The 26,453-nt window shown below is 37.1% G+C and carries 22 protein-coding genes and 1 tRNA gene; 13 read left to right on the forward strand and 10 right to left on the reverse strand.

The window, feature by feature from the left end; all coding sequences use genetic code 11:
• Positions 1-14: 14 nt before the first annotated feature.
• Positions 15-485, reverse strand: a complete 471-nt coding sequence (bcp, locus tag BM327_RS13800; protein ID WP_090251853.1) for a thioredoxin-dependent thiol peroxidase — start codon at positions 483-485, stop codon at positions 15-17.
• Between the two features lie 192 nt (positions 486-677).
• On the opposite strand from bcp, the gene BM327_RS13805 reads away from it, so the two are divergent.
• Positions 678-3,527, forward strand: coding sequence for a PD-(D/E)XK nuclease family protein (locus BM327_RS13805; RefSeq protein WP_090251858.1), 2,850 nt, complete (start codon positions 678-680; stop codon positions 3,525-3,527).
• A gap of 3 nt (positions 3,528-3,530) precedes the next feature.
• Here the strand turns inward: BM327_RS13805 and BM327_RS13810 are convergent, their stop codons facing one another.
• Positions 3,531-4,391, reverse strand: a complete 861-nt coding sequence (locus BM327_RS13810; protein ID WP_244526230.1) for a DUF547 domain-containing protein — start codon at positions 4,389-4,391, stop codon at positions 3,531-3,533.
• A 24-nt stretch (positions 4,392-4,415) separates the two neighbouring features.
• On the opposite strand from BM327_RS13810, the gene BM327_RS13815 reads away from it, so the two are divergent.
• The 4 genes from BM327_RS13815 (at position 4,416) to BM327_RS13830 (ending at position 8,865) form a co-directional block, all read left to right on the forward strand.
• Complete coding sequence (locus BM327_RS13815; protein WP_090251865.1) at positions 4,416-5,114, forward strand: TIGR04283 family arsenosugar biosynthesis glycosyltransferase; 699 nt, start codon at positions 4,416-4,418, stop codon at positions 5,112-5,114.
• A 403-nt stretch (positions 5,115-5,517) separates the two neighbouring features.
• Complete coding sequence (locus BM327_RS13820; RefSeq protein ID WP_090251869.1) at positions 5,518-6,447, forward strand: PfkB family carbohydrate kinase; 930 nt, start codon at positions 5,518-5,520, stop codon at positions 6,445-6,447.
• A 21-nt stretch (positions 6,448-6,468) separates the two neighbouring features.
• A complete protein-coding gene (locus BM327_RS13825) occupies positions 6,469-8,172 on the forward strand; it encodes a DUF349 domain-containing protein (RefSeq protein ID WP_090251873.1) in 1,704 nt (567 codons plus the stop codon).
• 9 nt (positions 8,173-8,181) lie between these two features.
• Entirely contained in the window at positions 8,182-8,865 is a 684-nt protein-coding gene (locus BM327_RS13830; RefSeq protein ID WP_139230394.1) for a hypothetical protein, read from the forward strand.
• Positions 8,866-8,867: 2 nt separating this feature from the next.
• Here the strand turns inward: BM327_RS13830 and BM327_RS13835 are convergent, their stop codons facing one another.
• The 7 genes from BM327_RS13835 to BM327_RS13865 form a co-directional block, all read right to left on the reverse strand.
• A complete protein-coding gene (locus BM327_RS13835; protein WP_139230395.1) occupies positions 8,868-9,536 on the reverse strand; it encodes a 2-C-methyl-D-erythritol 4-phosphate cytidylyltransferase in 669 nt (222 codons plus the stop codon).
• A gap of 133 nt (positions 9,537-9,669) precedes the next feature.
• Positions 9,670-11,559, reverse strand: a complete 1,890-nt coding sequence (locus tag BM327_RS13840) for a T9SS type A sorting domain-containing protein (RefSeq protein WP_090251890.1) — start codon at positions 11,557-11,559, stop codon at positions 9,670-9,672.
• A gap of 203 nt (positions 11,560-11,762) precedes the next feature.
• Positions 11,763-12,926, reverse strand: a complete 1,164-nt coding sequence (locus tag BM327_RS13845; RefSeq protein ID WP_090251898.1) for a 1-deoxy-D-xylulose-5-phosphate reductoisomerase — start codon at positions 12,924-12,926, stop codon at positions 11,763-11,765.
• A 38-nt stretch (positions 12,927-12,964) separates the two neighbouring features.
• Positions 12,965-14,257, reverse strand: a complete 1,293-nt coding sequence (hemL, locus tag BM327_RS13850; RefSeq protein WP_090251901.1) for a glutamate-1-semialdehyde 2,1-aminomutase — start codon at positions 14,255-14,257, stop codon at positions 12,965-12,967.
• Positions 14,258-14,564: 307 nt separating this feature from the next.
• Positions 14,565-14,888: a hypothetical protein gene (locus BM327_RS13855; protein WP_090251907.1), complete on the reverse strand. Its 324-nt coding sequence runs from the start codon at positions 14,886-14,888 to the stop codon at positions 14,565-14,567.
• Positions 14,889-15,063: 175 nt separating this feature from the next.
• Positions 15,064-15,139: transfer RNA gene (locus BM327_RS13860), tRNA-Met, on the reverse strand.
• A gap of 114 nt (positions 15,140-15,253) precedes the next feature.
• Positions 15,254-17,200 carry an ABC-F family ATP-binding cassette domain-containing protein gene (locus tag BM327_RS13865; protein WP_090251908.1) on the reverse strand — a complete coding sequence of 649 codons (1,947 nt, stop codon included), beginning with the start codon at positions 17,198-17,200 and terminating at the stop codon, positions 15,254-15,256.
• 320 nt (positions 17,201-17,520) lie between these two features.
• Between BM327_RS13865 and BM327_RS13870 the strand changes: the two genes are divergently transcribed.
• The 8 genes from BM327_RS13870 to BM327_RS13905 all read left to right on the forward strand — a co-directional run bounded on the left by BM327_RS13870 (position 17,521) and on the right by BM327_RS13905 (position 24,474).
• A complete protein-coding gene (locus BM327_RS13870; protein WP_139230396.1) occupies positions 17,521-18,093 on the forward strand; it encodes a hypothetical protein in 573 nt (190 codons plus the stop codon).
• Between the two features lie 285 nt (positions 18,094-18,378).
• Positions 18,379-18,699 (forward strand): hypothetical protein, encoded by a 321-nt coding sequence (locus tag BM327_RS13875; protein WP_139230397.1) that lies wholly within the window; start codon positions 18,379-18,381, stop codon positions 18,697-18,699.
• 61 nt (positions 18,700-18,760) lie between these two features.
• Entirely contained in the window at positions 18,761-19,162 is a 402-nt protein-coding gene (locus BM327_RS13880; RefSeq protein WP_090251916.1) for a hypothetical protein, read from the forward strand.
• A 25-nt stretch (positions 19,163-19,187) separates the two neighbouring features.
• Positions 19,188-20,066, forward strand: coding sequence for a hypothetical protein (locus tag BM327_RS13885; protein ID WP_139230398.1), 879 nt, complete (start codon positions 19,188-19,190; stop codon positions 20,064-20,066).
• 61 nt (positions 20,067-20,127) lie between these two features.
• Entirely contained in the window at positions 20,128-20,502 is a 375-nt protein-coding gene (locus BM327_RS13890; protein WP_090251925.1) for a hypothetical protein, read from the forward strand.
• A 519-nt stretch (positions 20,503-21,021) separates the two neighbouring features.
• Positions 21,022-21,387, forward strand: coding sequence for a hypothetical protein (locus tag BM327_RS15810; RefSeq protein ID WP_170853770.1), 366 nt, complete (start codon positions 21,022-21,024; stop codon positions 21,385-21,387).
• A 106-nt stretch (positions 21,388-21,493) separates the two neighbouring features.
• Positions 21,494-22,141, forward strand: a complete 648-nt coding sequence (locus BM327_RS13900; RefSeq protein WP_139230400.1) for an ankyrin repeat domain-containing protein — start codon at positions 21,494-21,496, stop codon at positions 22,139-22,141.
• Positions 22,142-22,341: 200 nt separating this feature from the next.
• Positions 22,342-24,474 (forward strand): prolyl oligopeptidase family serine peptidase, encoded by a 2,133-nt coding sequence (locus tag BM327_RS13905; protein WP_090251946.1) that lies wholly within the window; start codon positions 22,342-22,344, stop codon positions 24,472-24,474.
• 216 nt (positions 24,475-24,690) lie between these two features.
• On the opposite strand, the gene BM327_RS13910 is transcribed toward BM327_RS13905, so the two are convergent.
• Positions 24,691-26,427, reverse strand: coding sequence for a hypothetical protein (locus BM327_RS13910; RefSeq protein WP_139230401.1), 1,737 nt, complete (start codon positions 26,425-26,427; stop codon positions 24,691-24,693).
• Between the last annotated feature and the right edge of the window lie 26 nt (positions 26,428-26,453).

Raw genomic sequence — 26,453 nt, forward strand, 5'->3', positions numbered from 1 at the left:
AAACTATTTACGTTCTAATTTTTTTCGTTAAATGCTTCCAAAATTTCTTCCGCGTGTGCTTTAGTTTTTGGCTTTTCTATAATATGTGTAATTACACCCTCTTCATTAATTAAGAAAGTTGTTCTGTGAATACCGTCGTATTCTTTACCCATAAATTTTTTCAATCCCCAAACACCATAGTCGTTGATCATTTTCTTGTCAACATCTGCCAATAAGGTGAAAGGTATATTGTACTTGTCAATGAACTTTTGATGTCTAGCCTCATCATCTGCACTTACACCAATTATCGCAATTCCCTCTTCTTGTAAAGCAGCATAGTTCTCTGTTAAGTTACAAGCTTGGTTGGTACAACCAGGAGTCATGTCTTTGGGGTAAAAGTAAATGGCAAGTTTCTGACCTTTAAAGTCGGCCATGCTTATGGCTTCACCTTTTTCGTTGTTTACTGTAAAATCGGGTGCTTGGTCTCCTACTTTTAAATGTTTCATTGTTTGTGTTTTTATGTCCGATCAATTAAAATGACGAATATATAGTCAAAAGTAATGCAAAATAATTAATCAAACAAAGTTTATGTTTAAATTCGTTGTTGCCTTGCGAAGAAACTCGACAAAAAAAGGCTTCTCACCTTTTCAATCGAAAAAAAATAATCATCTTCGTTTACCACAAAGAACAAAATAAATATGGAAAAGTTTGTAGATAGAATAGCGAATCATATAAAAGTGAAAGACTATGTATTAACAGATTTAACCATAGTTCTTCCTTCGCGCAGGGCCAAGAAGTATATACAGAAGGCTTTGTTTGAGCAATACGATAGAGCTGTTTTTTCCCCAAATATTTTAACCATAGATGAATGGGTGAAAAATTATACTCCACAATCTATCATAGATAAAACCTGGGCACTCTTTAAGTTGTACGAGATACACGAGAAGATTAGTGGTCCGGAAAATAAAGGTTTGGATGAGTTTCTAAAATGGGGGAGAACCTTACTGAGTGATTTTGATGAAATTGATAGGTACCTGATAGAAACCAAACAACTCTTTGTAAATCTATTGGATGTAAAAGAATTGGAAGCATGGAATGTAGGAGAAGATGAATTAACCGATGCGCAAAAGAGATTTTTAGCCTTTTGGGAAACTTTACCCGACTATTACAAAGCCTTCAAGGAAATGCTCAAAAAAGAGGAGGCGATTAACATGGGGGCTGCTTATGCCAATTTTAGTCAAAACCTTCATTTACTTTTTGAGGATAACAAAAATGCTCAATTCATTTTTGCTGGTTTTAATGCCTTGTCTAAGGCAGAAGAAAGCATCATGCTACAACTCAAGAAAATGGGCAAGGCTGAAATCTTTATAGATGTAGACGAGTTTTACATGAAAGATCACAACCACGAGGCGGGTATGTTCTTGCGCCCGTTGACAAAATCTTTTGAGTTGAAAAAAGAAGAGTATCTTAAAAATCACTATGCTACTTCAGTAAAGAAAATTGAACTCATCAACTGTAAGCAGAGTACGGGACAGGCCAAAACCATAGCAACCCTATTAAAGAATGAAATTCAACCCAAAGATTTTTCTGATACCGTAGTACTCTTGGCCGATGAAAACATGGTGGTTCCTGTATTGAAAAATATACCAAGTAACATTAAGGAAGCCAACATCACCTTGGGTTTACCCTTAAAGAATACTTCTTTGCGTGCTTGGGTGGATATGATTTTTAATATTCAAGAAAACTTCAGAAGGTTCAATACCAAAAGTATTTACTACAAGGATTTGTTGAAACTCATTAAACACCCTTTTATGCTTGCGGTGTTGAGTGAGGAGGATAAAATTCAGTTGCAAAGTTTAGAAGATAAAATCGTTCATAATAACTGGTTGTTCTTACAACTGGATCAGATAAAAATCTCCAAACGTATTAAAGAAGTAATTCAACTTCTTACTCAAGCTTGGAATTTACAAAACGAAAAATATACCCTCGAGGCTTTGGGGGTGGTGCGTAAATTAAATGATTTATTATACGCCTATATAGATAAGGAAGAACACACTTTAGAAAAAGCCATCATTTATAATTTTGATGCTTCGCTTGTGGCGCTTCAAAATATACTCGAAAGCTTTACGCCGAAAATCAATTTTAATTCTTTTAAGCAAATTTTCAACGAGCATTGGTCGACACAAAGTTTGGCTTACTTCGGTAACCCTTTGGATGGCTTGCAGATTATGGGACTCCTTGAAACGCGACTCTTAGATTTCAAAAACTTGTTGGTAGTGGGTTTAAATGAAGGAAGCATGCCGCCCAACAACCCTATTCAAACTTTAATTCCTATGGATTTGCGTAGGTTCCATGGATTGCCAACACCGCGAGAAAAACAAGGTTTGTTTGCACATCACGTATATAGATTGTTGCACCACGCTGAAAATGTTTGGATTACCTACTCTTCTGCAGAACGTAGAATGGGAGTGGACGAAGCCTCGCGTTATGTGCACCAAGTGAAACTGGAATTGTCTCGACAGTTTAAGAACATTTCGCTCGTAGAAAGGGATTATTCTATAGAGGATACTCAGCAATCTAGTGAGATCATTTCTGTTGAAAAATCACCCGCTATTTTGGCGCGACTGGATGAATATTTTGGAAATAGAACTTCCGCATCAGCCTTGAATAAGTATTTGCAATGTCCGCTCGATTTCTACTATAGATATGTACTCGGTTTTGGAGAAGAAAAAGAAGTGGAAGAAGAAATTGAAGCCAATAACTTCGGTAGTTTTATTCACAACACCCTTGAAATTCTTTTGAAACCCTTCAGTAGAATAGGGGATGGAAAACGTAAAGGTCAAAATATCTTACCTGAAGATATAGATCAGATGTTAAAGACTTACGGACCTATACTCCAACAAGAGTTTATTGCTCACTTTGATAAGCACAAAGAATATTTAGAAACGGGGAAGAACTTCTTGAGTTTGACCGTAGCTAATCACTTGGTGAAAAGTATACTAAAAGCCCAAAAGGAGGAGTTGATTTCGAATCCTACTGCGCAACTTTTTATTGAAGAAGTAGAGGGTGAATTTACCAAAGAACTGACTGTACAATTAGGGAAAAGCGAGAAGTTGGTGAAGTTTGTTGGGTTTATTGATAGAATAGACAATTTTGAAGATGAAGTAAGAATTATTGATTACAAATCAGGGACTTGTAACGAGGATAAAGTCAAAATTCCATCAACCCGAGGAGGAAACTCTCCGCAAGATGTCTTGTTAAATGTTTTGAGTAAGAAACACTATGTTTTCCAGTTGTTGGTCTACAACATGCTTTACAAAGCCAGGTATCCTCACAAACCTTACCCTGGAAAAACGGGTATACTCTCCATGGTAAATTTAAAGGACGGCATTTTCTTTTTAGACAATAAGCTCAAAGAAGCTGCAAACATGGATGATTTGATGGAACTTTTTGAAGAATGTTTACAACAAATCATTGCAGAAATTTACGATGAAACGAAAGCATTCGAACACAATCCAGATGCACAGTATTGTCAGTATTGTGGCTAAAACTTATTCATTCAAATCCCAATTGTAATCTTTATAGTTGATTTTAGCGTCCTTGTCAATTTTTATGTCGCCGTAGCTGTTTAGAAAATCAATGATGTCTCCTTCTTCGGTAAAATCTCCACTGAACCATTTGAAGAGTGAAGAGATTTCTATGTCCTTTTTGGAAAGAGTATTTTTCTCGGGGTTGTTTACAAAAGCACGCATTTGGTCGGTGAGTTGCGCCTCGAGTTGATCTGCTCTGTAGGCTTCCTGTCTCAGTTTTGGACAAGAAATAGAAGCACAGTTCACGGCAGCATGTATACGCGGATCGCTAAAGTCTTTGCGCAAGATACCGTGTTCTATGTTGTTCAAGTCATAGGTTTTCTCCCCCAATTTAATAAACTTGATATCCCATGGTGTGTTTACTTTATAGATGCCACCGCCCAAATCTTTGATGCTTTTAACCGGGTAGTTATCTACAATTAATTTTACTGTAAATGCATTGTAAGCGTTGATCCAATAGGCCTTTTTTTGGTTGTAGGTCCAACCGTCATTTACCGTATGTTTGGCCAACTGTTGCAGATAAGTGTTGAGTGCTAAGGAATCTTTTTGAAAACCGACATAATCAACCTTTCCGGTGGAGTCTACATATTTCACCAATAAATCCGTCCACAATTGATGCTCGTGAATTTTTAAATGATCTATCATTTTTCCATCCGGATAATTTTTACTGGGTGTTAGCGCTTCTTGTTGAGGCAATGAATTGGTATTCAAATACTCAGGAACTTTGATGTCTTTACCCGTTGAGCAAGCCACCAAAAGAAAGAGGCTAAAATAAAATCCGTACTTCATGTATTGACGTATATGTGTTATATTTAAAAGCATAGTTACTAAAATTATTATAAACGCGTGAAATTATCCATCATCATACCTACACTCAATGAGGAAGATAACATCGAAAAACTTTTAGGTTTTTTAAATGGACTTCAGCAAACTTACGTTGAAATCATCGTTGTGGATGGAGGCTCAAAAGATAGTACGGTTGAACGAGCAAAAGCTTACAAGAATGTACTTTGTTTCGATACCCAATTGATGAGTAGAGCCAAACAAATGAATTATGGAGCAGAGAAAGCAAGTGGAGAAATGCTTTATTTCATACATGCCGATGTAATGCCGCTACCGAGTTTTTACGCCGATATTTTACAAGCACAAAAAGAGGGGTATGACTTTGGTTGTTATCGATTTAAGTTCGATAAAGAACACAGGGCCCTGGCTTTCAATGCCTATTTTACACGCTTCAATAGAATGTTTTGCAGGGGTGGAGACCAAACCATGTTCATCACAAAAACGCTGTTTAACAAATATGAGGGCTTTGATACCTATTACTCTATCATGGAAGATTTCGATTTTATTCGTCGTGTAAAAAAGAAGGAGAAGTTTAAAATTATTCCAAAATCGGTAGTAGTATCTGCGCGCAAGTACGATCATAATTCTTACCTCAAAGTGAACTTGATTAACCTGATGAGTTATTGGATGTTTATGTTGGGTAAATCTCCAGATGATATACGGACATTCTACAAAAAGAATTTGGTGATGAAGTACGAATAATCGGTGGGGATAAAGGGATTCATCTATCGACGCTCGCTCGAGAACCTGTTATTTTTTGGTTTGAGTGTTTGAAAAGTATGAAAGTTGGAGGTTACACCGGTTTTAGAACTAATCAAGATTTCTAAAAGTTGAGGTGTCTAGCTTCTATTATTATTTAAAAATTTAAACACGAACGATGTTCTTATTTAAAGATTTAAAGAAATACGGACAAGAGCATTCTTAAATTCTTAAATCGTGAACGCCAGTTCACACTTAAATCTTTAAATCCCTTTTTATCACTACTCTCTACTCACACTCAAAACTGTTTTTCTCGCACTCAATACTGCAATTCCTATATTCTTGGGCTCAAGTGGATAAAGCAATCGTTATTTCTTTATTTTTGTACTCTAAAAATTACAGATTAATGAGTTTACTTACAGTAGGAAGCGTAGCTTTTGACGCGATAGAAACACCATTCGGGAAAACAGATAAAATTATTGGTGGAGCAGGTACTTACATTGCCTTTGCTTCTTCTTATTTTCAACCTTCACAGAACATCGTTTCTGTTGTTGGAGAAGATTTCCCAAAAGAAATGATAGCGAAGTTGGAGTCAAGAGGCGTGAACGTAGAAGGTTTACAAGTAAAAGAAGGAGAGAAAACTTTCTTCTGGTCGGGTAAATACCACAACGACATGAACACGCGTGATACTTTGGTAACGGAATTAAATGTATTGGAGCACTTCGATCCTATTATTCCAGCAAGCTACCAAGGTGCGGAATACGTATTGTTAGGAAATTTGTCTCCACAAGTTCAGAGCACAGTTATCGAAAGATTAACAGAGCGTCCGAAGTTAGTAGCTATGGATACCATGAACTTTTGGATGGACATTGCCATGGATGATTTGAAGAAGACCTTGACGATGGTTGATGTGTTGATCATCAATGATGAAGAAGCAAGACAATTATCTGGAGAGTATTCATTAGTTAGAGCGGCTCGTGTTATTCGCGACATGGGACCTAAATATTTGATCATCAAAAAAGGAGAGCACGGAGCTTTGTTGTTCCACGGAGATAAAATTTTCTCTGCACCTGCTTTACCTTTAGAAGAAGTATTTGATCCAACAGGAGCAGGAGACACGTTTGCTGGTGGATTTATGGGATACATCGCTTCAACCGATGATTATTCTTTCGAAAACATGAAAAGAGCAATTATTGCAGGATCTGCATTGGCATCTTTCTGTGTAGAAAAATTTGGAACTGAAAAATTAGAAAACCTTACAAAAGAAGAAGTTGACGCACGTATAGAAGAGTTCGTTCGTTTAACAAACTTCGATATGGTACACACTGTAGGATAATATCCTAAATTCTCTCATATTATGGAAAAACAAGCTTTTATCGATCAACTTAAAGCCTTAACTACACAAGAAAATGTTTTGGCAGTTAGTAGAGATGTAAACGAATTGCAATCGAAATTTGAAGATTTCTTATTAGAAGAAGGACGTTTACGTCAAGTAGCACAACTAGAAGCCCAGGAAAGAGGTGAAACCCCTGAAGAAGAACCTGCAGTTGATCCTTTGAAAGATGAGTTTTATGCTTTGTATTCTGACTACAAGGAAAGAAAGAAAGCCATCATAGATGAGAAAAATGCAACGCAAAGCGAAAACTTGAAAAAGAAAAGGGCTTTGATTGCAAAACTACGTGCAGTAGTTGAAGAAGAAGAAAACATTGGTCAGGCCTTTGGAGCGTATAAAGAAATTCAAGAAGCTTGGAAGCAAGTAGGAGAAATTCCACGTGATAAGCGTCCGGATATCCAAGGTGAATATTCAAGATTGTTAGAGGAATTCTTCTACAACATGAAGATCTACCGCGAAATCAAAGAATACGATTTCAAGAAAAACTTGGAGGCGAAAGAAGCCATTATTGAGCGCATCAAGGAATTGACAAATATCGAGTCCATCAAAGAGGTGGAAACATCTTTAAAGGCATTGCAAAATGAATGGGAAGATGTTGGTCCAGCTCCGCAAGAAGAGTGGGATCGCGTGAAAGAGGCATACTGGTCTAACGTAAAGGCAACATGGGATAGAATTCAGGCATTCTACGACGAGAGAAAGTTGAAAATGCAAGAGAACCTAGACCAGAAAAAAGCACTGTTAGAAGAGGCAAGAGCTTTGGTGGCACAAAAGAACGAATCTGTGAAGGATTGGGATGTGAACACGAAGGCATTGTTGGCGCTTCAGGAAAAATGGAAGACAGTAGGATTTGGTCCGAAGAAAGAGAACGAAGAGGTTTGGAAATTATTCAGAACAGAATGCGATACTTTCTTTGAGGCAAAGTCAAATTTCTTTGAAGGAATTCGCGAGGTTTACGATAAAATTGCAGAGCGTAAAAAAGGCTTGATTGCCAAAGTAGAAGCATTGAAAGATTCTACAGATTGGAAAGAAACGACACAGCAAATCATCAACATTCAAAAAGAGTGGAAGAAGGCTGGAAATGCAGGTCAACGCAACGAACAAGGTTTGTGGAAGGCCTTTAGAGCAGCTTGTGATCACTTCTTTGATGCAAAACAAAAGCACTTTGATGATTTAGATCAATTGAACGCAACGAATTTAAGTGCTAAAGAAGCTTTGATTAAAGAAATTGAAGACTTTACACTACCTGGAGATAAGAAGGAAGCCATAGATGCTTTAAAGACTTTTTCTCAAAAGTTTGCTGAGATAGGTAAGGTTCCTTTTAAAGATAAGGATAGAGTTTACAAGGCGTACAAGGCAGCTTTAGACGGACATTACACCCAATTGAAGTTGGAAGGTCAAGAACGTGATAAAGTAATGTTTGAAGCAAAAATTGATACGATAGCCGGTAGTGCTGATGCGAAGAAAATGTTTGGAAAAGAAAGACAGGATATTCGCAATCAAATCAATGAAATTAAACAAGAGATTATTCAATACGAAAACAACTTAGGTTTCTTTGCCAACAGTAAGGGAGCGAATGCTTTAAAGCAAGAAGTTGAACGTAAGATAGAAGACTCAAATCAGAAAATTGCAGCGTTGAAACAACGTTTAAAAATGATTCCACAAGACTAGTACTTTAAGATGAATAGATTCGTAAATATTTGGACCGTAATTTTCTTTATTATTTCCCTTCCGTTTTCCATGGCTTTGGATTATGCAGGGATTTATAAATTGTTTGGAGTGGAGTTTCCAGGACCAGACTTTGAACACAATGACCTTATTTACGGAATCTTAGCGGGAATTTTCTTGTTGTTGGGTGCTTTGAAGGCATCGCGCAGATGGGTGGGGTTATTCATCGCCAGACAAAAGCAAAAATTTGTATGGTCGGCACCTTTATCTAAGCCAAGAAAACAACGTATTTTAATGTACAGTTTATTAGAAGTAACCGTATTGGTGAGTATGGCGATATTCTATTTTACGATATCGCCTATACTTATCTATGTTGGATTGGCCCTTGTAATTGTAGCGACCGAACATTTGCTGCACACCTTTGTAGGACTTGGCAAAGATTGGTTTAGAGTTGGAATTACCTCAAAGGCTGTTGTAAGTACAGATAGAGAGGTTACAGTAATGTATTACACGGGGTTAAGAAAGGTAAGTATACACCAACAAACCTTGTATTTAGAGTACATTAAAGACTTAACCTTACACATTCCAAGTAATGCCATACAGCAAGGTGAAGTGGAGAATTTTAAAAAGCATTTAGCCGACCAAGTAGATAAAGAAAAGGTGTTCTTTAACGAGGCCTTTAAAGCTTGGAAATAAAACTAGTCTTCGTAGACCTTATTAAACACCTCTGCCCAGAGTAAATCGCTTTTGGAAGTGATTTTTATGTTTTCTTCGTTCCCCATACAGGTGTGAACTTTTTTACCCAGTTTTTCAATCAAGCTAGCATCGTCTGTGATGTCTTTAGAAAATTCTATGGTATAGGCTTCTTGTATTAATTCACGCTGAAATACTTGAGGTGTTTGCACACTTAAGAAGTTACTTCTATCTACAGCCTTAGACTGCAATTCAATTTTTTGGCGCAAGGATTCTTTTAGAGGAAGACAAGGAATAGCACTTCCTTTTTCAGCAGCCATTTTAAAGCAGTTATTTAAGGTGTAATCATTTACAAATGGACGTACACCATCGTGTATGGCAATGAGTTCACCAGAGGCTACTTCTAAGGCATTTTTAATGGAATGATAACGCTCTTTACCTCCCGAAACTATACGATGAGGTATGGGATCGTAATTCACACAAACATTTTCCCAGTACTCCACCCATTCTTCCGGTAGCGTTAAGATGATTTCTAATTCTGGATTGTAATCATAGAAGCGCTTTAAGGTTAACCACAAAATAGGTTTTCCATTGATCAATAAGAATTGCTTAGGGAGTTTGGTTCCCATTCTTTTTCCTATTCCTCCCGCTGTTATGATTACCGTTTTTTTCATAAAATCTTGTGCTTGTTCAAAGTTAAGGCTTAATTGTGAACTCTGTGTAAAGCAGTTGATAATCTCAAGAAAAAAAGACAAAATAAAAAGGGCAACCTTTCGATTGCCCTTTTCAAATTTATGTGTGTAAGAATTACTTCTTAACGATCATTTTCTTAGTAACTGATTTTCCACCAGCTGTCATAGTGTATGTGTAAACACCACCAGACAAGTTAGATGCATCAACCGTGAACGTGTGAGTACCAGCGTTTAATGTATTCAAGTCAGCAGATTGTACTAATCTTCCTGATAAATCTCTGATTTCGAAAGAAACTGCTTGAGCTTCTGCTAATTCGAAAGTAATTTCAGATGTAGCTGAGAATGGGTTTGGAGCATTTTGTCCTAAAGTAGCACCTAATGCATCAATCTCCTCAGTTCCAACTGTACCTTGAGTGTTCAATCTAACTACTGGAGTAGCGCTTGTGTAGTAGTTTCCACCTTGTACTGGAGCCATCATACCACCACCGTAGTAAATTAAAGATAAACCTCTTGGAGAGAATCCTGAAGTTAAGTATTCGAAGTCAGACTGTGTACCTACACAAGCAAAGTATAATCCACCAGCTTGTAAAGTTGCAGGTGCTTGGAAGTTCAAAGTAAGAACTTTTCCTAAGCTCCAGCTTGGTACTTCTGTGTAGTCAGTAACAGCAACTAATGTGAAAGATCCTTGTCCATCTGGAGTGTAGATAGCACCGTAAATTTCATCACCTACGTTTCCTTGCTCGTTTCCGATACCTACGTCAATACCCATTACATCCATGTTAGCAATGATTTCAAAGTAGTTTCCAGCTTCGTAACCAAATACTTCATTTCCGTCGATAGTAGCCGTTCCACCACCTAAATCGTAGTTAGAGTACTCATCTCTTGCAAAGATGTGTGTATCCGCTACGATGATGTTCTGAGGAATTACTTTCAATGCGTTGTCAGAAGGAACGTCATCAGCTTCTGTCATTGTAATAGACTGAGAAATTGTGTAAACTCCGTTTCCTGGTAATGTAAGGCTTACAGATAAACTGTCTGTTGCTCCAGCTGCAAGTGTAGTTGGAGTAGAAGAAGTAACTGAACCATTAACATCAACTTCTAAAGCAACGTTAGTTAATGCTTGTCCACCTGGGTTGTTAACGTTAGCAGAGAATGCCATTTGACCAACCTGTGCAGTAGGGATGATGTAGTAAGGAATCTCGTTAAAGATAAAGTTACCACTTCCATCATCTAAAGAGTAGCTACCCCAGTTAGAAGCAGATACTGATAAATCGTAATCGTTTAATGTAGAAATTGCTAAATCATCAATTGCCCATCCGTAAGTAACCCAGTTGTTTGGGTTTGTAACGTTTGCTGAAGCAGTTGTCCATCTGAACTGAATCCAAACAGAAGTTGCTCCACCAGCGATAGCGTCAGAAATGTTTACGTATACTTTTTCAGTGTTTGCGTAAGCAGATCCTCCAGTAGATGATAAAATCTCTTTTCCGTTGTTGTCGAATACAGATGTAAAGTTAGTACCGTCAGTACTTACTCTAACTTCTTGTAAATCGTTGAATTTCGCTCCGTATTGTTCGAAAGACAAGTTTACTTGATCTGTAGCACCTCCACCATTAGCAGCTGTTAAAGCCATAATGTCTAAAGGAGCTGACGTAGTCATTGTGTATACTTTATTCAAAATTTGTGTACCCGCGATTGGATCACCATTGTTAACCTCAGCGAAAGATCCTCCTGATGTAGAAGCGATATCAGCTAAAGCCCAGCTATCGTTTGTAGCATCAATGTTCCATCCAAATGTTGCTCCTGATTCACCGTCGTTGTCAATCGTCCAGTTAGCTGGAGTTGAGAAATCATCTGTGTACACATCAATACCTAGTGCCTTTGCAGTTGCATTGTTAGCACCTTTTTCGTACGGTCTTAATGTAGAAAGGTTTGGCACACCACTTTGAGCCATAACACTACCAGCACCAAGCGCAATTGCTAACGCACTTAAATATACTTTTTTCATAGTTTATACTGTAATTAATTATTTAACGCTAAAGATATAAAGAATTAAGAATTAATCGAGCATAGCTAAGGGCTTTCTCTACCAAAATGTCGGTGAAAAGTGGTATGCTAAATGCGCACCTATGGTCTAATAAGTAGGCATAAGGTATCTTAACACCCTAAAAACACGGTGTTTTTGTAGGGACGTTAAGGATTTAGAAATGTTTATTTATTGAATTTTTTGACCAATTCCCAAGCTTTTTCACGAGCTACATTATCTGTCTTAACATAGTCTTCATAAACCGGCTTCAAAATGTTTGGAGCCTCATTCAACACGGCTTCATTAATATCGGCTATAGCCAAAAATGAAATCTTCTCTTCTAAAAAGGCTTGAACAGAAACTTCGTTAGCTGCATTTAATGTACAGGCAGCAGTTCCTTCCATTTCCATGGCTTTGTAGGCCAAACCTAGGTTTTTAAAGGTATCCGCGTCTGCTTTCTCAAAGGTTAATTGTGGATAATCCATGAAGTTGAAACGTGGAAAATCTGTTTTGTACCTTTCAGGATAAGTCAAAGCATATTGAATAGGAAGTTTCATATCTGGCAAGCCCATTTGCGCCTTCATACTTCCGTCTTCGAATTGCACCAAACTGTGTACTATACTTTGTGGATGAACGATGGTATCGATTTGATCTGGACGCAAGTTGAACAACCATTTGGCTTCTATCACTTCCAACCCCTTGTTCATCAATGAGGCAGAATCTATGGTGATCTTTGCACCCATCTCCCAGTTGGGGTGTTTTAAGGCTTGTGCCTTAGTAACAGCAGCGAGTTGATCTTTTGTGTATCCACGGAAAGGTCCACCCGATGCTGTTAAGTATATTTTTTCAATTTTGTTTTCAAAGTCGCCCACCAAACATTGGAAAATAGCCGAGTGCTCAGAGTCTACCGGGTAAATATTCACCCCATTTTCTCTGGCCATTTTTGTCACCAATTCTCCTGCAACCACAAGTGTTTCCTTGTTGGCAAGGGCAATCGTTTTCTTGGCTTCTATGGCACGTAAAGTAGGTTTTAAACCTGCGTAACCTACTAGTGCAGTAAGTACGGTATGGATTTCATTACCTTCTACAACTTGCGCCAACGCTTCTTCTCCTGCGTATACGTGTATATCGTGTTCCCACAAAGCAGTTCTTACTTGTTCAAACTTGCTTTCATCTACAATAACCACCGTGTTGGGTTGGTGTTTGATGGCTTGCGTTATTAAAAGGTCAGCATTTCTATTGGCAGTAATCACTTGTAAATCAAACTTGTCTGGGTAGTTTTCGATTACCTCCAAAGCTTGGGTTCCTATCGATCCTGTTGATCCTAATATTGCTATTCCTTTCTTCACGTTGCGGGTTTTGGTGTTAAATTACTTTTTTCTCTGAGTTATTTGGCAAATGTAGCATCTAATGCTGCACAGAATTTGTCTGCTGCTTCGGCCAAAATTTCTTTGGTGTGTGCTTGAGAAACAAATCCTACTTCGTATCCACTTGGACCTACATAAACTCCGTTTTCTAATAGGTTTCCGTAAAGATCTTTGAACGAAGTCATGTCTCCATCTATTTCATCTGCTCTTCTGATCGCTAATTTGTCAGAGAAGGCCATCCAGAAAATAGAACCTATGGTAAACATCTCAAATAAAAATCCTTTTTCCTTGGCGTGAGCGTTAATCTTATTCACAAAAAACTGTGTTCTTTCTTCTTGATCTTCGTAGAATCCATCTTTGATACATTCTTCTAGTTGCGCAATTCCTGCCGCCATAGCCACGGGGTTACCACTCAAAGTTCCTGCTTGGTAAACCGGACCATCTGGCGCAACACATGCCATAATTTCTTTACGTGCTCCGTAAGCGCCTACTGGTAAACCTCCACCGATAATTTTTCCGTAAGAAACGATGTCTGGTGTAATTCCGTAGTATTCTGATGCTCCACCGAAGGCAACTCTAAATCCAGAGATTACCTCGTCGAAGAATAAAAGGATGTTGTTTTCCGTACACAACTCTCTTAAGCCTTGTAAGAATTTTTTGTCTTGTAACAATAATCCGTTGTTGGCTGGAATAGGTTCAATGATTACACAGGCAATGTCATGTCCCCATTCTGCGAAACATGCTTTTACAGCGTCTAAATCATTTAACGGTAAAACCAAAGTTTCATTCGTGTATCCTTCGGGTATACCTGCTGAAGTTGATTCACCAAAAGTTACCAATCCAGATCCTGCTTTTACCAACATGGCGTCTACGTGACCGTGGTAACATCCTTCAAACTTTACAATTTTGTTTTTACCTGAGTAACCTCTGGCTAAACGTAGAGCCGACATCACCGCTTCTGTACCTGAACTACAGAATCTGATTTTGTCAATCACAGGGTTGTTCTCCACTACCAAAGCAGCTAATTCATTTTCTAAACGCGTTGGTGCTCCAAAGCTAGAACCATTGTGTAAAGTTTCAATTACTTTTTCTCTTACGTTTGGGTTGTTGTGACCTAAAATAAGTGGTCCCCAACTACAACAAAAATCGATGAATTGGTTATCATCTTCGTCCCAAATGTTTACTCCATCACCTTTTTTAATGAATAATGGCGCACCATCCACTGATTTAAATGCACGAACTGGAGAGTTAACACCACCCGGTAAGTATTGTTTAGCGGTTTCGAAGAGTTGTTCAGAATTTGACCTTTTCATATCTCAATTTTTAAGTTGCAGAATCTACAAGAGATTCATGATTCGGCCCCAAAATTAAGAACTTTAAAACAAAGAAGTGTCAGAGAATTGTTGATTTGAAGCAGAAGGTTGAGAATCTTCTACAAAGATGAAGGAGTATTGCTTTCAAACAGGTATAGGAGCGGCAGCCCCGCCCCCAAGTTCCTTGGGGGGGACTACAGCGGATAGACCGGCCGTTTGCCAAAATATTAGCAATAAAAAAGGGAAACTCAACATTGAATTTCCCCTTGTTAAATAGATGCTAAAACTGTTTTGAGGCGAGAGGGAATTAACAATCTTCCTCACCGTCGGTATCTAGGCCAGCTTCACCTAGGCAATGTATGGACATGTATGCGTCGGTTGCTACCCATTGTAAGAATTCATCTTCAAATTGAGATCCGAATTCCCAGGCTTTGTCTAAACAGTCGTCTGAAGAGGAAGTTTGATATTTTGCTTGAATTTGTTGAAGGGTTACACCTTGTGCCTTCAACTTCGAGGCATGCTTGTATACTGTTTCGATTGCTTCCTTAGAAAGAGTTCTTTTTTCTTCGGCAATTACGACCGTTGCAATTAAGATTAGCGCTAGAGTAATCAGAGATTTAAGTGTTTTCATGATTGTTTTTTTAACGAATATAATAGTTGGAGAGATGGGTGTTGGGAGTAAATAAGTCACTATTCCCGGGAATTATACACGTCAAATACTAGAAGAGTACAGGTTGAAAACAGTTTGAGTTCACAAAAATTAGACACAAAAAAAGGGAAACTCAAAATTGAATTTCCCTTTTTAATGGTAGCGAGGGCCAGACTCGAACTGACGACCTTCGGGTTATGAGCCCGACGAGCTACCAACTGCTCCACCTCGCACTATATCTTAAAATAGTTATTTCTTTTTCTAAACAAACTCGCTTGTTTGTGTCCCGTTGGGGGTGCAAATATACATAGCTTTTTTAAACCTGCAATGAAAAAATGAAATTATTTTTAATTTTCTAATTCCATCAACTGTTCTGTACCTTCTTCCCAAGCCATCATTTCTTGGTCTAGCTCGGCTTTTAAGCTTTCATATTTAGCGAGTTGCTTGGCAGAATTTTCTTCGTCTGTGTAATCTAAATCTGCCAAAATTTTATCCATCTCGGCAATTTCTTTTTCTAGACGTTCTATGTTTTGCTCTGCTTTGCTTACCTGATTTTTGAATTTATTGCGTTGACGTTTCAACTCTTTAGCCTCTTCGTAACTCAATTCAGGTTTTTTCTCTTCAACCTTTTTTACTTCCTCTTTTTTAGGTTTAGCGGCTTTCTTCTGCGCTTTGTGCTCTCCGTTCAAACTCATTTTACGTTGCAAGAATTCTTGAACGGTAAAGTGGTGAATTTTCAAGGCCTTGTCTTCGATGTCCCAAATACGGTTGGTCAATCCATCTAAGAACTCTCTATCGTGCGATACAATAATGAAGGTACCTTCGTAGTTGATCAAAGCATTTTTCAAAACCTCCTTACTTTGGATGTCCAAGTGGTTGGTGGGCTCATCGAGAATTAAAACGTTACTCGGACTCAACAACAATTGACATAAAGCCAAACGCGTACGTTCCCCTCCAGAAAGTACACCTACTTTTTTATCTACATCTTCACCACTAAACAAGAAAGCACCTAAAACAGATCTCAATTCTTTTCGAATATCTCCTTTGGCAACTTCGTCAACCGTTTCTAAAATGGTTTTTTCTTTGTCCAATGCCTCAGCTTGGTCTTGGGCGAAGTAGGTTACTTGTACGTTGTGACCGTAATTTACTGTTCCCTCTCCGTCCAAAGTCTTCATGATGCGCTTCAGCAAAGTAGATTTACCCACACCGTTAGGACCTAACAAGGCAATTTTTTCACCTCTACCCACAGTAAGGTTTACGCCTTTAAACAAAAGATTATCGCCGTAGGTTTTACCCAAATCTTCCATTTCTAGCACCCATTTACCCGGTTGCACACTTAAAGGAAAGGCAATTTTCATTTTTGCTACCACATCATCTTCTACTTGTATGATGTCGGTACGCTCTAATTTCTTAATCAACGATTGGGCAAAGGCCGCTTTGTTTTTCTTCGCACGGAATTTATCAATCAACTCTTTGGTTTGTTTGATGTCTTTTTCCTGTTGCTTGGCCGCAGCTTTTAAACGCTCAATTTCCTCGGCTCTTCTTTCTTTATATAAGGAGTATGGATACGGGAAATCCAAAACTGAACCCTGAGAAATTTCTAAGGTACGTTTGGTCACGTTATCCAAGAACAACCTGTCGTGAGAAATCGTAATTACAGCACCGTCAAAAGTTTGCAAGTAACGCTCCAACCATGAAATGGAAATAATATCCAAGTGGTTGGTGGGCTCATCCAGTAAAATTACATCAGGTTGGTTTACCAGAATTTTAGCCAACTCAGCTCTCATTTTCCATCCTCCAGAAAGATCGTCTAAAGGACTCTCAATTTTCTTTTCATTGAAACCTAGCCCGTCTAAAGTAGCCATGATTTTTTCTTCCCATTGGAAACCATCGTGCAAAGAGAACTGGGTGTTGTAATCGTTCAAATCATCCAACAAAGTCAAGTAAGAATCACTTTCGTAATCTGTTCTTGTGGTCAATTGATGATTAATATCGTCTAATTTCTGACGAATATGATTCAAAATTTCATTGGAGTACTTCAGGTAATCAAACACCGTTTTGGTGGTATCGATTTCTATATCCTGCGTTAAGAACCCCACCGTACAATCTTTGGGTTTATGAATTTTCCCTTCAGAAGGTTTATCCCACCCCGCAATTAATTTCAATAAAGTTGACTTCCCTGCCCCGTTTTTACCAACAAGACCTATCTTATCTCCTTTATTGATTTGTAAACTAATATCGTTAAACAAATACCCTTGCGGAAGGTGAACTCCGAGCTGCTCCAAATTAATCATGCTGCAAAAGTAGTGATAAGAATGGGTTTAGGGAATAGTGATAAGCGATTAGTGATAAGTCAGAAGTGGTTTAATTTGATAATTGTGACATTTTGTAAGGAGGTAGGTAAGAGGCAATAGTGGTTGATGTCTTGTCCTGATTGAATTTTAATTTTAATCTTTGGGAGAATAGATTGGTTTTGTTAGTTTAACTCTCTAAACAGACTTTTAAAAACCAGTTTATTTTGATAAAACAGAATGCATTTTTATAAATCCATCAAATTTTCAATTCATAATTATCCTGGAATCCTGTCGTGATAGACCCTACATAAAAAATAGAAATGAGTAAATTATTAGTATCAATAATGATTTTGTTTGGCGTGGTTTCCCAACCCAATATTGGTAAAACGGATTTTGAATGGGGGAATTGCAAAAAAAATGACTCGTTAACGATAGTTAATTTGTTGGATGCCACGTTTTTAACAGAAGGATATTCTTGCGATTCTATTCAAGCTTATAGGAATCTTGATCAAGATACATCTCATCATTTTGATCTTTTAGAGGGATGGATTTTAAAGAAAGGTAATATTCATGTGTTTTTTAATGACTATCCGAAACAAAGTGAAAAAATGGGATTCTTTAATGAAAAAAAAGAACTGAAGTATATTCTTTATTTTGATAGGATATCCAAGAGTATCAAAGGAATTTCAAAAGTAGAGACTAAAGGAAATTCTGTTTTCGAAAAATTTATTTTTATACCTTCATCTGGTCAAAGTTTGGATAAAATTCTTTTATCAGATTTTTATAAGGAAAGTTTTTATTCGGAATTGTATAGGGATTATTTTGTTGAAGATAAATTTTTCGAAAAGGAACATAAAAGATATATGTTCAATTATTTGTTTTGGTTAGACTGAGCGTGGTAATCATTTTTGGAGAACTTTTGAGACTTATATAAATTATTCAAATCCCAAACGCAGTTTGGTTTCAAATCCATCAAATCATATCAAAAAAGAACCAACCAAATGAAAATACCCACTTTAATCTTTCTTGTTACAATATTATTTTCCTGTGCCATCTCAAATAGAAAGGTGAATACTAGGCTGCGAAACAATACGTTGAAAGTGGTATATTATGGTAGAAAAGGTGATAGAATAACGAAGGCAAATTTTTATTTTAATTCACCTAATATTTTGAAACAAATGGATACTGTAAAAAGCGATTTTCTCGATTTAATTCAACCACAACTTCTGTTTTATACAAAGGGTAAAGAGGACACTTTAATCTATAATGTTTCTGACGAATGTGGGTTAGATATGGACTCAATTTGCTGTTATGGTCAATCCTTTTACGGTTTTGCAAACGGTTTAGAAAAAAGAAGAATGGTATATAAAATTCCTCTGTGCATAGCAGATAGCATTGTTGAGAAATATACGCATTTTGAATATAGATTGTTGTATCATCGGAGTTTGACTTGGGACCTGGAGTATACTAGAATTATTGATAGAGGTAGGTTGAGGTAGTAAGCTTTACATTCTAGTTGTTATCCTCCACTAAAATTCTAAACATAAATCATCCTTTAATATGATACAAAAGCAGAACAAACAGCCCATAGAAGAAGCTCTAAAGGAATTCGGTTTTGAAAAAATGTTTATAGATCATTACAGAAGAACGGTGAGCTATCAGGATGAAAATTTCCGTCTAGAACTTTTTAATTTTCGAGGTGCAGACGAATTAAGAATAGCTTATAATGCAGCACCCAACGAGATGTTTAATTATCAATTGTTGATTAAGTTTTTCATAGACAACTTATATGATGTTGAGGAATGTTGCGATTTGGCCCATGATTTAAAAACAACCTTCCCTTTGATAAAGAAATTATTGTTAACGTCAGACAAGATAGATTTAAGCAAGAATTACGAAGAAAAACTGAAAACACATAGTGGTGAAATCATGAAATCCTTGGGATTTGAAGGTGAGGATTGAGGTGAGAATTTTTAAACTGAAAATGATGAATAAAATTAGAGTTCTGTTAAAAGCCTTGGGTGTTTTTATTGCGTATGGTCATTTGAGCTTTTTACCGGATAAACCATTTGGTTTTTCTAGTGTTTTGTACCTTCCCATACTCTTAATATGCGCGTCTTTTTACCAGGGAAATCTCACCTATTTTGGAATCGAGATAATATTACTTTTAATTACAACCCACCTTTGTATAAAAGGAATTACGAAATCTGCTATTCGTAACTATGGAAAGAGGTTTATTTTTTCTAGAAAAAGGAATTTTGTAATTTCTTTTGTTGCTTATAATTTAATCCCTAAGCTGTCGTGCGATTGCATCACCCACCGAATTAATATACAGTTACAAATGTTACAACTTCAGAAGTTAAAACAGATTATAATCCCAATCAAAATTATAATTCTACTCTTTGTTTTTGTTAGTTGTAATAGTAAAAACTCGACACCAAATAAGTTTATTTTTTCCCCAAACAAATATGGTTGGTACGTTATTGTTAATACAAAGTACGGTGAGAAAAAACTAGATAATGAATACTACTTTCCGGATGATGGAATTTTAGTAATTCAACAAGAGGGATTTAGGGTTAACGGAGAGGATCTGTTTTTTTGCGGTGAAAAACAGTTTTTCCCTTCAGGTGATTCTATTGAGGGAGACATTAGGTTATGTTATTATATGAAATCAATTAACTCTGGTTTCAATGCGCGTACAATGACCGAACAATGTGGTTTACAGTCAATAAATAATTTGAATGACTTTAGCTCAATAGATTTGTATTTTTTTCGAGTAAATACAAATTGTGATAATGTTGACATAGAATTAGATACTTTTATACAAGAGGTGTTCTGTAATCTAATCGAAAGAGAGTTCGATTGAAGATAGCTTTAAATTAGCTATCTCGCGATTCTATCCCGCTTTTACATTCATTATTTTAAATATGATTTTAGAACAGAAAAAACTACTGGAAGAATTTGCGAAAAAACACTCCTTAAAAGAAAGGACTATTGAAGGTTTTAAAAAGAATCGAGATAGGTGTTATAAAGAGGATGTCGAGATTGGTATTCCTCCGTTGAATGGTTATCCGAAAGATACATTGGTTTGTTTCTTTCGTAGCCATTCCTTAATTTTTGAGAGAAGTTATAGATATTCACCTTGTATTAGGACCCATGTTAGTATCTGTTATAAAGATCACGATACAGAAAATATGTTGGATTTAGAGTGTGTTGGTTATTATCAGTTGGATGTAGATGAGAATGGAGAATCTTTTGATGACTGGTTTGTGTTAGAATCTCAGTTTTCTCCTGAAGATTAAAATAAGGAATGAGTGTGTTTTTTCAAATCCATCAAATTTTCAAATCTCGAATTTCGTGTGTCTCGATAACTGTCGGTAGCCTTGATGGCGAGGTTCTTTATTTATTGTCTAACAACAAAAAAATACTAAAAAAAGGGTGGGACATAACGTAAAATTCTATTACAAAAGTGAGGATTCTGACAATGGCATAAGAGAAATTTCAAAGGGAGATAGATTTAGGGCTAAAAAGCTATTTTCGTCTCAGTTTTATTTAGAGGAAATATGATTAAAATACTAGGCTTTTGTTTACTGCTATGTTCATGCAAAGTGTATGTATATCAAAGTGATAATACGGAGAGTTACATTGTAGGTAATAAAAACAAAATAAAGATCTTAAAAACCGATTGGATTGTCGAAGATTCAGTTTTAAAAGAGTCACATCTAAAAGTCAACTATCTCTATAAATATCAAACTAAATTATCAGATTCCTCATTCCTGTTGCAAGATGAATATGGAGAATTTTCATTTCCAAGATCAATAATGGATACTTTTCTGGTTCATTACCTACCTAAGATTGTGTATAGATTCATTGATCATCATTCAGTTAGCAATGAACACAACCTCTTTCCCTTGCTGTACAATGATGCCCAAGTGAAAAGGCAAAACTCCTTTAAAGTATTCAATGCGGGTGATACCTTGTGGAATAATATGCTCATTCACATGTATAATATTTACCCAGTAACTTATACCGAAGACCGTATTTTAAATTACGGAAATCCTATTAATATGGGGTTCACAAAAGATGGACGAATTGCGTATATAGCAGTAAGTACTGAAACTAGTCCAAATTGGATTTTTAGAAAAGAAATGATTTTATCTGAATATAGAAAGCGAAGATATTTTTAGGAGTTAAGGTGAATTATTTAAATTTTTTCAAATACCAAACGCAGTTTGGTTTCAAATCTATCAAATTTTCAAATCATAACCATTATCAGAATCAAAAAACAACAAAATGAAAATACCCATCTTATTCTTATTTGTTGCAATGTTATGTAGTTGTGTAACCCTGTCGTCGAAACAGGCGGGCTTGGATTGTGATTTATTTGAGATAGTTCAATCCTCTACCTATGATAAAAGCACTTCTTCAGTAGAAAAGTTTGAGAAATGTGTTCAAAATGGTGTACCGATTGACGTAATAGATTCTACAAGAGGTTTATTGTTAAATAGGTGCATCGAGAATTTAGATGTACGTTTTACAAAACTATTGCTCGAGAAAGGAGCTAATCCCAATCAAATTGATTCTTTACATATCCAGAAAGATAAGTTTATCCCCAAAAATGTATTATACATTCCTTTAGCCTACGCTGTACTATTTGGTTCTGAAAAATTTAAATTGCTAATAGATAAGGGGGCAAGCTTGGAGAGTGACTTTATTTTTGAGCATGTCCTATATAGTACTTGTATCAATTCAGATTATGAAATATTTAAGTTTTTAATTGAAAAATATGGAGTAAGATGCTGTAAATCTAAAATTCTTGGAGCTTTTTTAAACGATTCTAGTGTTTTGAATCATCTAAGGAATCATAATATAGGACCATCTATGATGACTAAAGAACAAAAAGAGGAAATAATATCGTCTTTAAAGCAGTTATGTAAATAGTTAACAGGTATTCGAATACTTTTAATATTCAAATCCCAAACGCAGTTTGGTTTCAAATCCATCAAATTTTCAAATCTCAGCTATAGCTCATCCCGATAATTATTGGGAGCATCGGTGATAGTAAATAAACCACTCAACCTTTTTCTACCGCCACTTCTTACTTCTTTGCTTATTTTAGTCCAACTATAAAACTTAAGAACATGAAAAAAACGCTAATGGGTTCCTTGGCCATGCTTACGCTTTTTGCGTGTGAACAGCCAGAACAACCGAAAGAAGAAATAGCAACAATGCAATATCCGGAAACGAAGAAAGTAGATAGTACCGATACCTATTTCGGGACTACCGTAAAAGATCCTTACCGCTGGTTGGAGGACGATATGAGCGCCGAAACGGCAGAATGGGTGAAGGCACAAAACAAACATACCTTTGCTTACCTCAACGAAATTCCTTTCAAAGACAAAATCAAAAAGCGCTTGGAAGAATTGTGGAACTACGAGAAAATTGGTTCGCCGTTTAAGGAAGGAGAGAATACCTATTATTACAAGAATAACGGACTCCAAAACCAATACGTCATCTACAAAGTAAACGAAGAAGGCGAAGATGAGGTGTTCTTAGATCCGAATAAATTCAGCGAAGATGGAACAACCTCTTTAGGAGGATTGAGCTTCTCTAAAAATGGAGAGAAATTAGCTTACTCTATCTCAGAAGGAGGAAGCGATTGGCGTAAGGTCATCGTGATTGATGTGGCGTCTAAAAATATCATAGAAGATACTATTGTTGACGTTAAATTCAGCGGTATTTCTTGGTTGGGGAATGAAGGGTTCTATTATTCTTCTTACGACAAGCCAAAAGGAAGTGAGCTTTCAGCAAAAACAGATCACCACAAAGTATATTACCACAAGTTAGGAACGCCACAGTCGCAAGATCAATTGGTGTTTGGTGGAAACCCGGGTGAAAAATACAGATATGTAGGAGCCGATGTTTCTGAGGATAACAGATACCTTTTCATCTCTTGTCAAGAATCTACCTCAGGAAACAAATTGTTCATGAAAGATTTGACCATCAAAGATGCACCTTTGGTGACTATGGTCAATCACTTCGATAACGATTCTTACGTAATGGATAACAAAGATTCATTATTGTACATTGTTACCAACATGGGCGCACCAAATAAGAAGGTGGTTACCGTGAATGCTAACAATCCAGCAAGCGAAAACTGGGTAGATTTCATTCCAGAAACTGAAAATGTATTGAGCGTTTCAACAGGTGCAGGTTACATCTTTACAACTTATATGGTAGACGCGGTTTCTCAAGTGAAACAATACGATTACGATGGGAAATTGATCAGAGAAATTGAATTACCAGGCTTAGGAACAGCTGGTGGTTTCGGAGGTAAGAAAGATGCAGAAGTATTATACTACTCTTTCTCTAACTACAAAACACCAGGAACAAGCTTTGTGTTTGATCCTAAAGATGGAACTTCAGAGGTATACAAAAAGCCTGCTGTTGATTTCAACGCAGATGATTATGTAAGCGAACAAGTGTTCTATACTTCTAAAGATGGAACAAAAGTGCCGATGATCATTACCTACAAAAAAGGAACGGAAATGAACGGTAAAAACCCAACCATCCTTTACGGTTACGGAGGTTTCAACGTGAGTTTAACACCTTCTTTCAGCATAGGAAACGCAGCTTGGTTAGAAATGGGTGGTGTATACGCAGTTCCTAACTTAAGAGGTGGAGGAGAATACGGTAAGAAATGGCACGATGCAGGAACGCAAATGCAAAAACAAAATGTATTCGACGATTTCATTGCAGCGGCAGAATTCTTAATTGAGAAAAACTATACTTCTTCAGATTACCTTGCAATTAGAGGGGGTTCTAACGGAGGATTATTGGTTGGGGCTACAATGACGCAGCGTCCTAACTTAATGAAAGTGGCATTGCCAGCGGTAGGTGTATTGGATATGTTGCGCTACCACACCTTTACAGCAGGTGCAGGTTGGGCTTACGATTACGGTACGTCAGACCAAAGCGAGGAAATGTTCAACTACCTGTTAGGTTATTCTCCAGTGCACAACGTAGTAAAAGGATCTGAATACCCAGCAACCATGGTAACTACAGGAGATCACGACGATAGAGTGGTACCGGCGCACAGTTTCAAGTTTGCAGCTGAGTTGCAAGACAAGCAAAGTGGTGCTAATCCAGTGTTAATTCGTATAGAAACAAATGCGGGACACGGAGCAGGAACACCCGTGAGCAAAACCATAGAGCAGTATGCAGATATCTTTGCCTTTACGCTGTATAATATGGGATATACACAACTTCCATAAGTTGAAAAGAAAATAAATAAAGACCGCTTTCTAGCAATAGGAGGCGGTTTTTTTATGGCTGGTTTTACGGGCTATCCATTGCAACTCCTCACTTATAAAGGTCTTCAACAAACCCAGCATGCAAAGCTTCCAAGGTCGCTTTGTTGCAAGGTGTTTCAAAACCTTTCTAAGCTGCGGGGTTTCCATTGCTATCCCTACCAGGTATTAATCTATACTTTATTCAAATACCAAACTATCTTTAGCATGTAAGGCATATATTTTAAGTTCTTCTATATGACCTTGAAGATGATCTGGATTGTAGAGAAACAAATGAAAACTGTCGCTAGGCGCTATATTATTAAATCTAAACCTGTAGTAAAAATTGAGCTTGATTTGGTCAGTATTGTAGCTAGATGCAGGAGCTGTTCCGTATTCATCTTTTGTAATATTGCTTGTATCTATTAGTCTCAAATAGGTGGAGAGTCCGTCAAGACTTTCGTCGCAAATGGCCGATATGCGTATGGCATTGGTACCAGGAATAAAAAACTTAAAATCTCCTTTGTACATCTCCTCTTTAGAAAGGTAAAAGTCCTGAAACTGCTCGGGAGTTAAAATGGCCAAAGTATCATAGGTCCAGGTATGACGTACGTTCTTACCCGCTAAAGCATAATCGGTATCGTATTTTTCCAATAGATCATAAAACTCGAAAGAGTTTCCTGTTTTCCCCCAGGCGTGCTTGTAACTTTCAAAGGTCATGGCTTCATACCGAAGAATGTCCTTTTCGAATTGGTAGGTCTGAAACAAATTGAGTCCAACCCCACAGGCTAGAAGTACCAAGAAGGGATAAAAAGTCAGTTTACCTTTGCGTAACTGTGCAATGAAATGTGCAAGTGGAATTAGCAAGAGGGCATAGAGATTTACAAAAGCCCTGTTTCCAAAACCAACATACCACCAACACCACCAGGCACTCAATACATAGATGTAAACAGCACTAATGAGCAACCAAGAAAATTCTTTTTTACGCAAGAAGTAGATGCATCCAAACACGCCGAAAATCATCAAGGGGGTATAGATGAGCCAACCATTGTTAAAGCTGAAAAGTATGTTCCATAGCTCTGGGTCAAAGAAGAAAAACTGTTCTCCCTTATAGGTGTTAATGGTAACTTTCTCAAAGATGCTATAGTTGTAAATCAGTTGCGGAATCCAGATCAAAACTGCCGTGCATATGGCGAGTAAAAGTTGCCAAATATGACCAAATAAATAAGTTATACGTTTCTTAAACGCTTTAACACTATCTACGCCATATAGTATTGGGAATAAAAGGAAAATTGCATCCACTGGACGTATCAAAGACATCATCCCAAAAGCAAAACCAGCATACAGAGCATTTTTCCAGTTCAACTGTTCCAGAGCTTGTATACATCTATCAATAAAAAGTAGAATGAAATAGAAACTATAGATGTGTGAATAGCTTAAATAACTCGTGGCGTAGTGAAAGTAATTGCTTCCTAAAAACACGATCAACATAGTCAAAGCTATGGTTGTATCTTGGTAGTACCTTGCTAGTATTTTTATGGAAAGGCGCAGACTTAAAAACAAGAAGAAAAGTGCCGTACAGATAAAAGCAATTTGATAAGGTAAACTATAACCGTCAGCTTCTAGCTTAAAAAATGATGCAAAAGCATGTGCCACTATAAAACCGGGGGTATAACAAAAGGCTGTACCCATGGTGTATTTGATAAAGGGTTTTTCGTCCTCTGTGTATTTAAGTCCGGCGTGTTTTAAGCTTTGTTCTGTATCAAAAGCAAAGGAATGATGTATAAAGGCAGCGGGTAAGTAGGTATAGTAACCACCGGCGTCAGAAAAAGCGTAACCACCTTCATTCTTCCATTTGGATTCACTTAAAATGGTAACAAGGGCACTGATCATTACTACAAATGAAAGTAGTACAGACCACGGGTGCTTTTTGAGCATGTTCTTTTTTTCCAAGGAGTTCAATT

It is taken from the genome of Lishizhenia tianjinensis (assembly GCF_900116425.1).
Classification (GTDB): domain Bacteria; phylum Bacteroidota; class Bacteroidia; order Flavobacteriales_D; family Crocinitomicaceae; genus Lishizhenia; species Lishizhenia tianjinensis.

What these genes read in the sequence shown, in the direction of transcription:
- bcp (WP_090251853.1), bottom strand. Translation starts at nt 485, where the DNA reads ATGAAACATTTAAAAGTAGGAGACCAAGCACCCGATTTTACAGTAAAC.
- BM327_RS13805 (WP_090251858.1), top strand. Translation starts at nt 678, where the DNA reads ATGGAAAAGTTTGTAGATAGAATAGCGAATCATATAAAAGTGAAAGAC.
- BM327_RS13810 (WP_244526230.1), bottom strand. Translation starts at nt 4,391, where the DNA reads ATGCTTTTAAATATAACACATATACGTCAATACATGAAGTACGGATTT.
- BM327_RS13820 (WP_090251869.1), top strand. Translation starts at nt 5,518, where the DNA reads ATGAGTTTACTTACAGTAGGAAGCGTAGCTTTTGACGCGATAGAAACA.
- BM327_RS13825 (WP_090251873.1), top strand. Translation starts at nt 6,469, where the DNA reads ATGGAAAAACAAGCTTTTATCGATCAACTTAAAGCCTTAACTACACAA.
- BM327_RS13830 (WP_139230394.1), top strand. Translation starts at nt 8,182, where the DNA reads ATGAATAGATTCGTAAATATTTGGACCGTAATTTTCTTTATTATTTCC.
- BM327_RS13835 (WP_139230395.1), bottom strand. Translation starts at nt 9,536, where the DNA reads ATGAAAAAAACGGTAATCATAACAGCGGGAGGAATAGGAAAAAGAATG.
- BM327_RS13840 (WP_090251890.1), bottom strand. Translation starts at nt 11,559, where the DNA reads ATGAAAAAAGTATATTTAAGTGCGTTAGCAATTGCGCTTGGTGCTGGT.
- hemL (WP_090251901.1), bottom strand. Translation starts at nt 14,257, where the DNA reads ATGAAAAGGTCAAATTCTGAACAACTCTTCGAAACCGCTAAACAATAC.
- BM327_RS13855 (WP_090251907.1), bottom strand. Translation starts at nt 14,888, where the DNA reads ATGAAAACACTTAAATCTCTGATTACTCTAGCGCTAATCTTAATTGCA.
- BM327_RS13865 (WP_090251908.1), bottom strand. Translation starts at nt 17,200, where the DNA reads ATGATTAATTTGGAGCAGCTCGGAGTTCACCTTCCGCAAGGGTATTTG.
- BM327_RS13870 (WP_139230396.1), top strand. Translation starts at nt 17,521, where the DNA reads ATGAGTAAATTATTAGTATCAATAATGATTTTGTTTGGCGTGGTTTCC.
- BM327_RS13875 (WP_139230397.1), top strand. Translation starts at nt 18,379, where the DNA reads ATGGATACTGTAAAAAGCGATTTTCTCGATTTAATTCAACCACAACTT.
- BM327_RS13880 (WP_090251916.1), top strand. Translation starts at nt 18,761, where the DNA reads ATGATACAAAAGCAGAACAAACAGCCCATAGAAGAAGCTCTAAAGGAA.
- BM327_RS13885 (WP_139230398.1), top strand. Translation starts at nt 19,188, where the DNA reads ATGAATAAAATTAGAGTTCTGTTAAAAGCCTTGGGTGTTTTTATTGCG.
- BM327_RS13890 (WP_090251925.1), top strand. Translation starts at nt 20,128, where the DNA reads ATGATTTTAGAACAGAAAAAACTACTGGAAGAATTTGCGAAAAAACAC.
- BM327_RS15810 (WP_170853770.1), top strand. Translation starts at nt 21,022, where the DNA reads ATGGATACTTTTCTGGTTCATTACCTACCTAAGATTGTGTATAGATTC.
- BM327_RS13900 (WP_139230400.1), top strand. Translation starts at nt 21,494, where the DNA reads ATGAAAATACCCATCTTATTCTTATTTGTTGCAATGTTATGTAGTTGT.
- BM327_RS13905 (WP_090251946.1), top strand. Translation starts at nt 22,342, where the DNA reads ATGAAAAAAACGCTAATGGGTTCCTTGGCCATGCTTACGCTTTTTGCG.
- BM327_RS13910 (WP_139230401.1), bottom strand. Translation starts at nt 26,427, where the DNA reads ATGCTCAAAAAGCACCCGTGGTCTGTACTACTTTCATTTGTAGTAATG.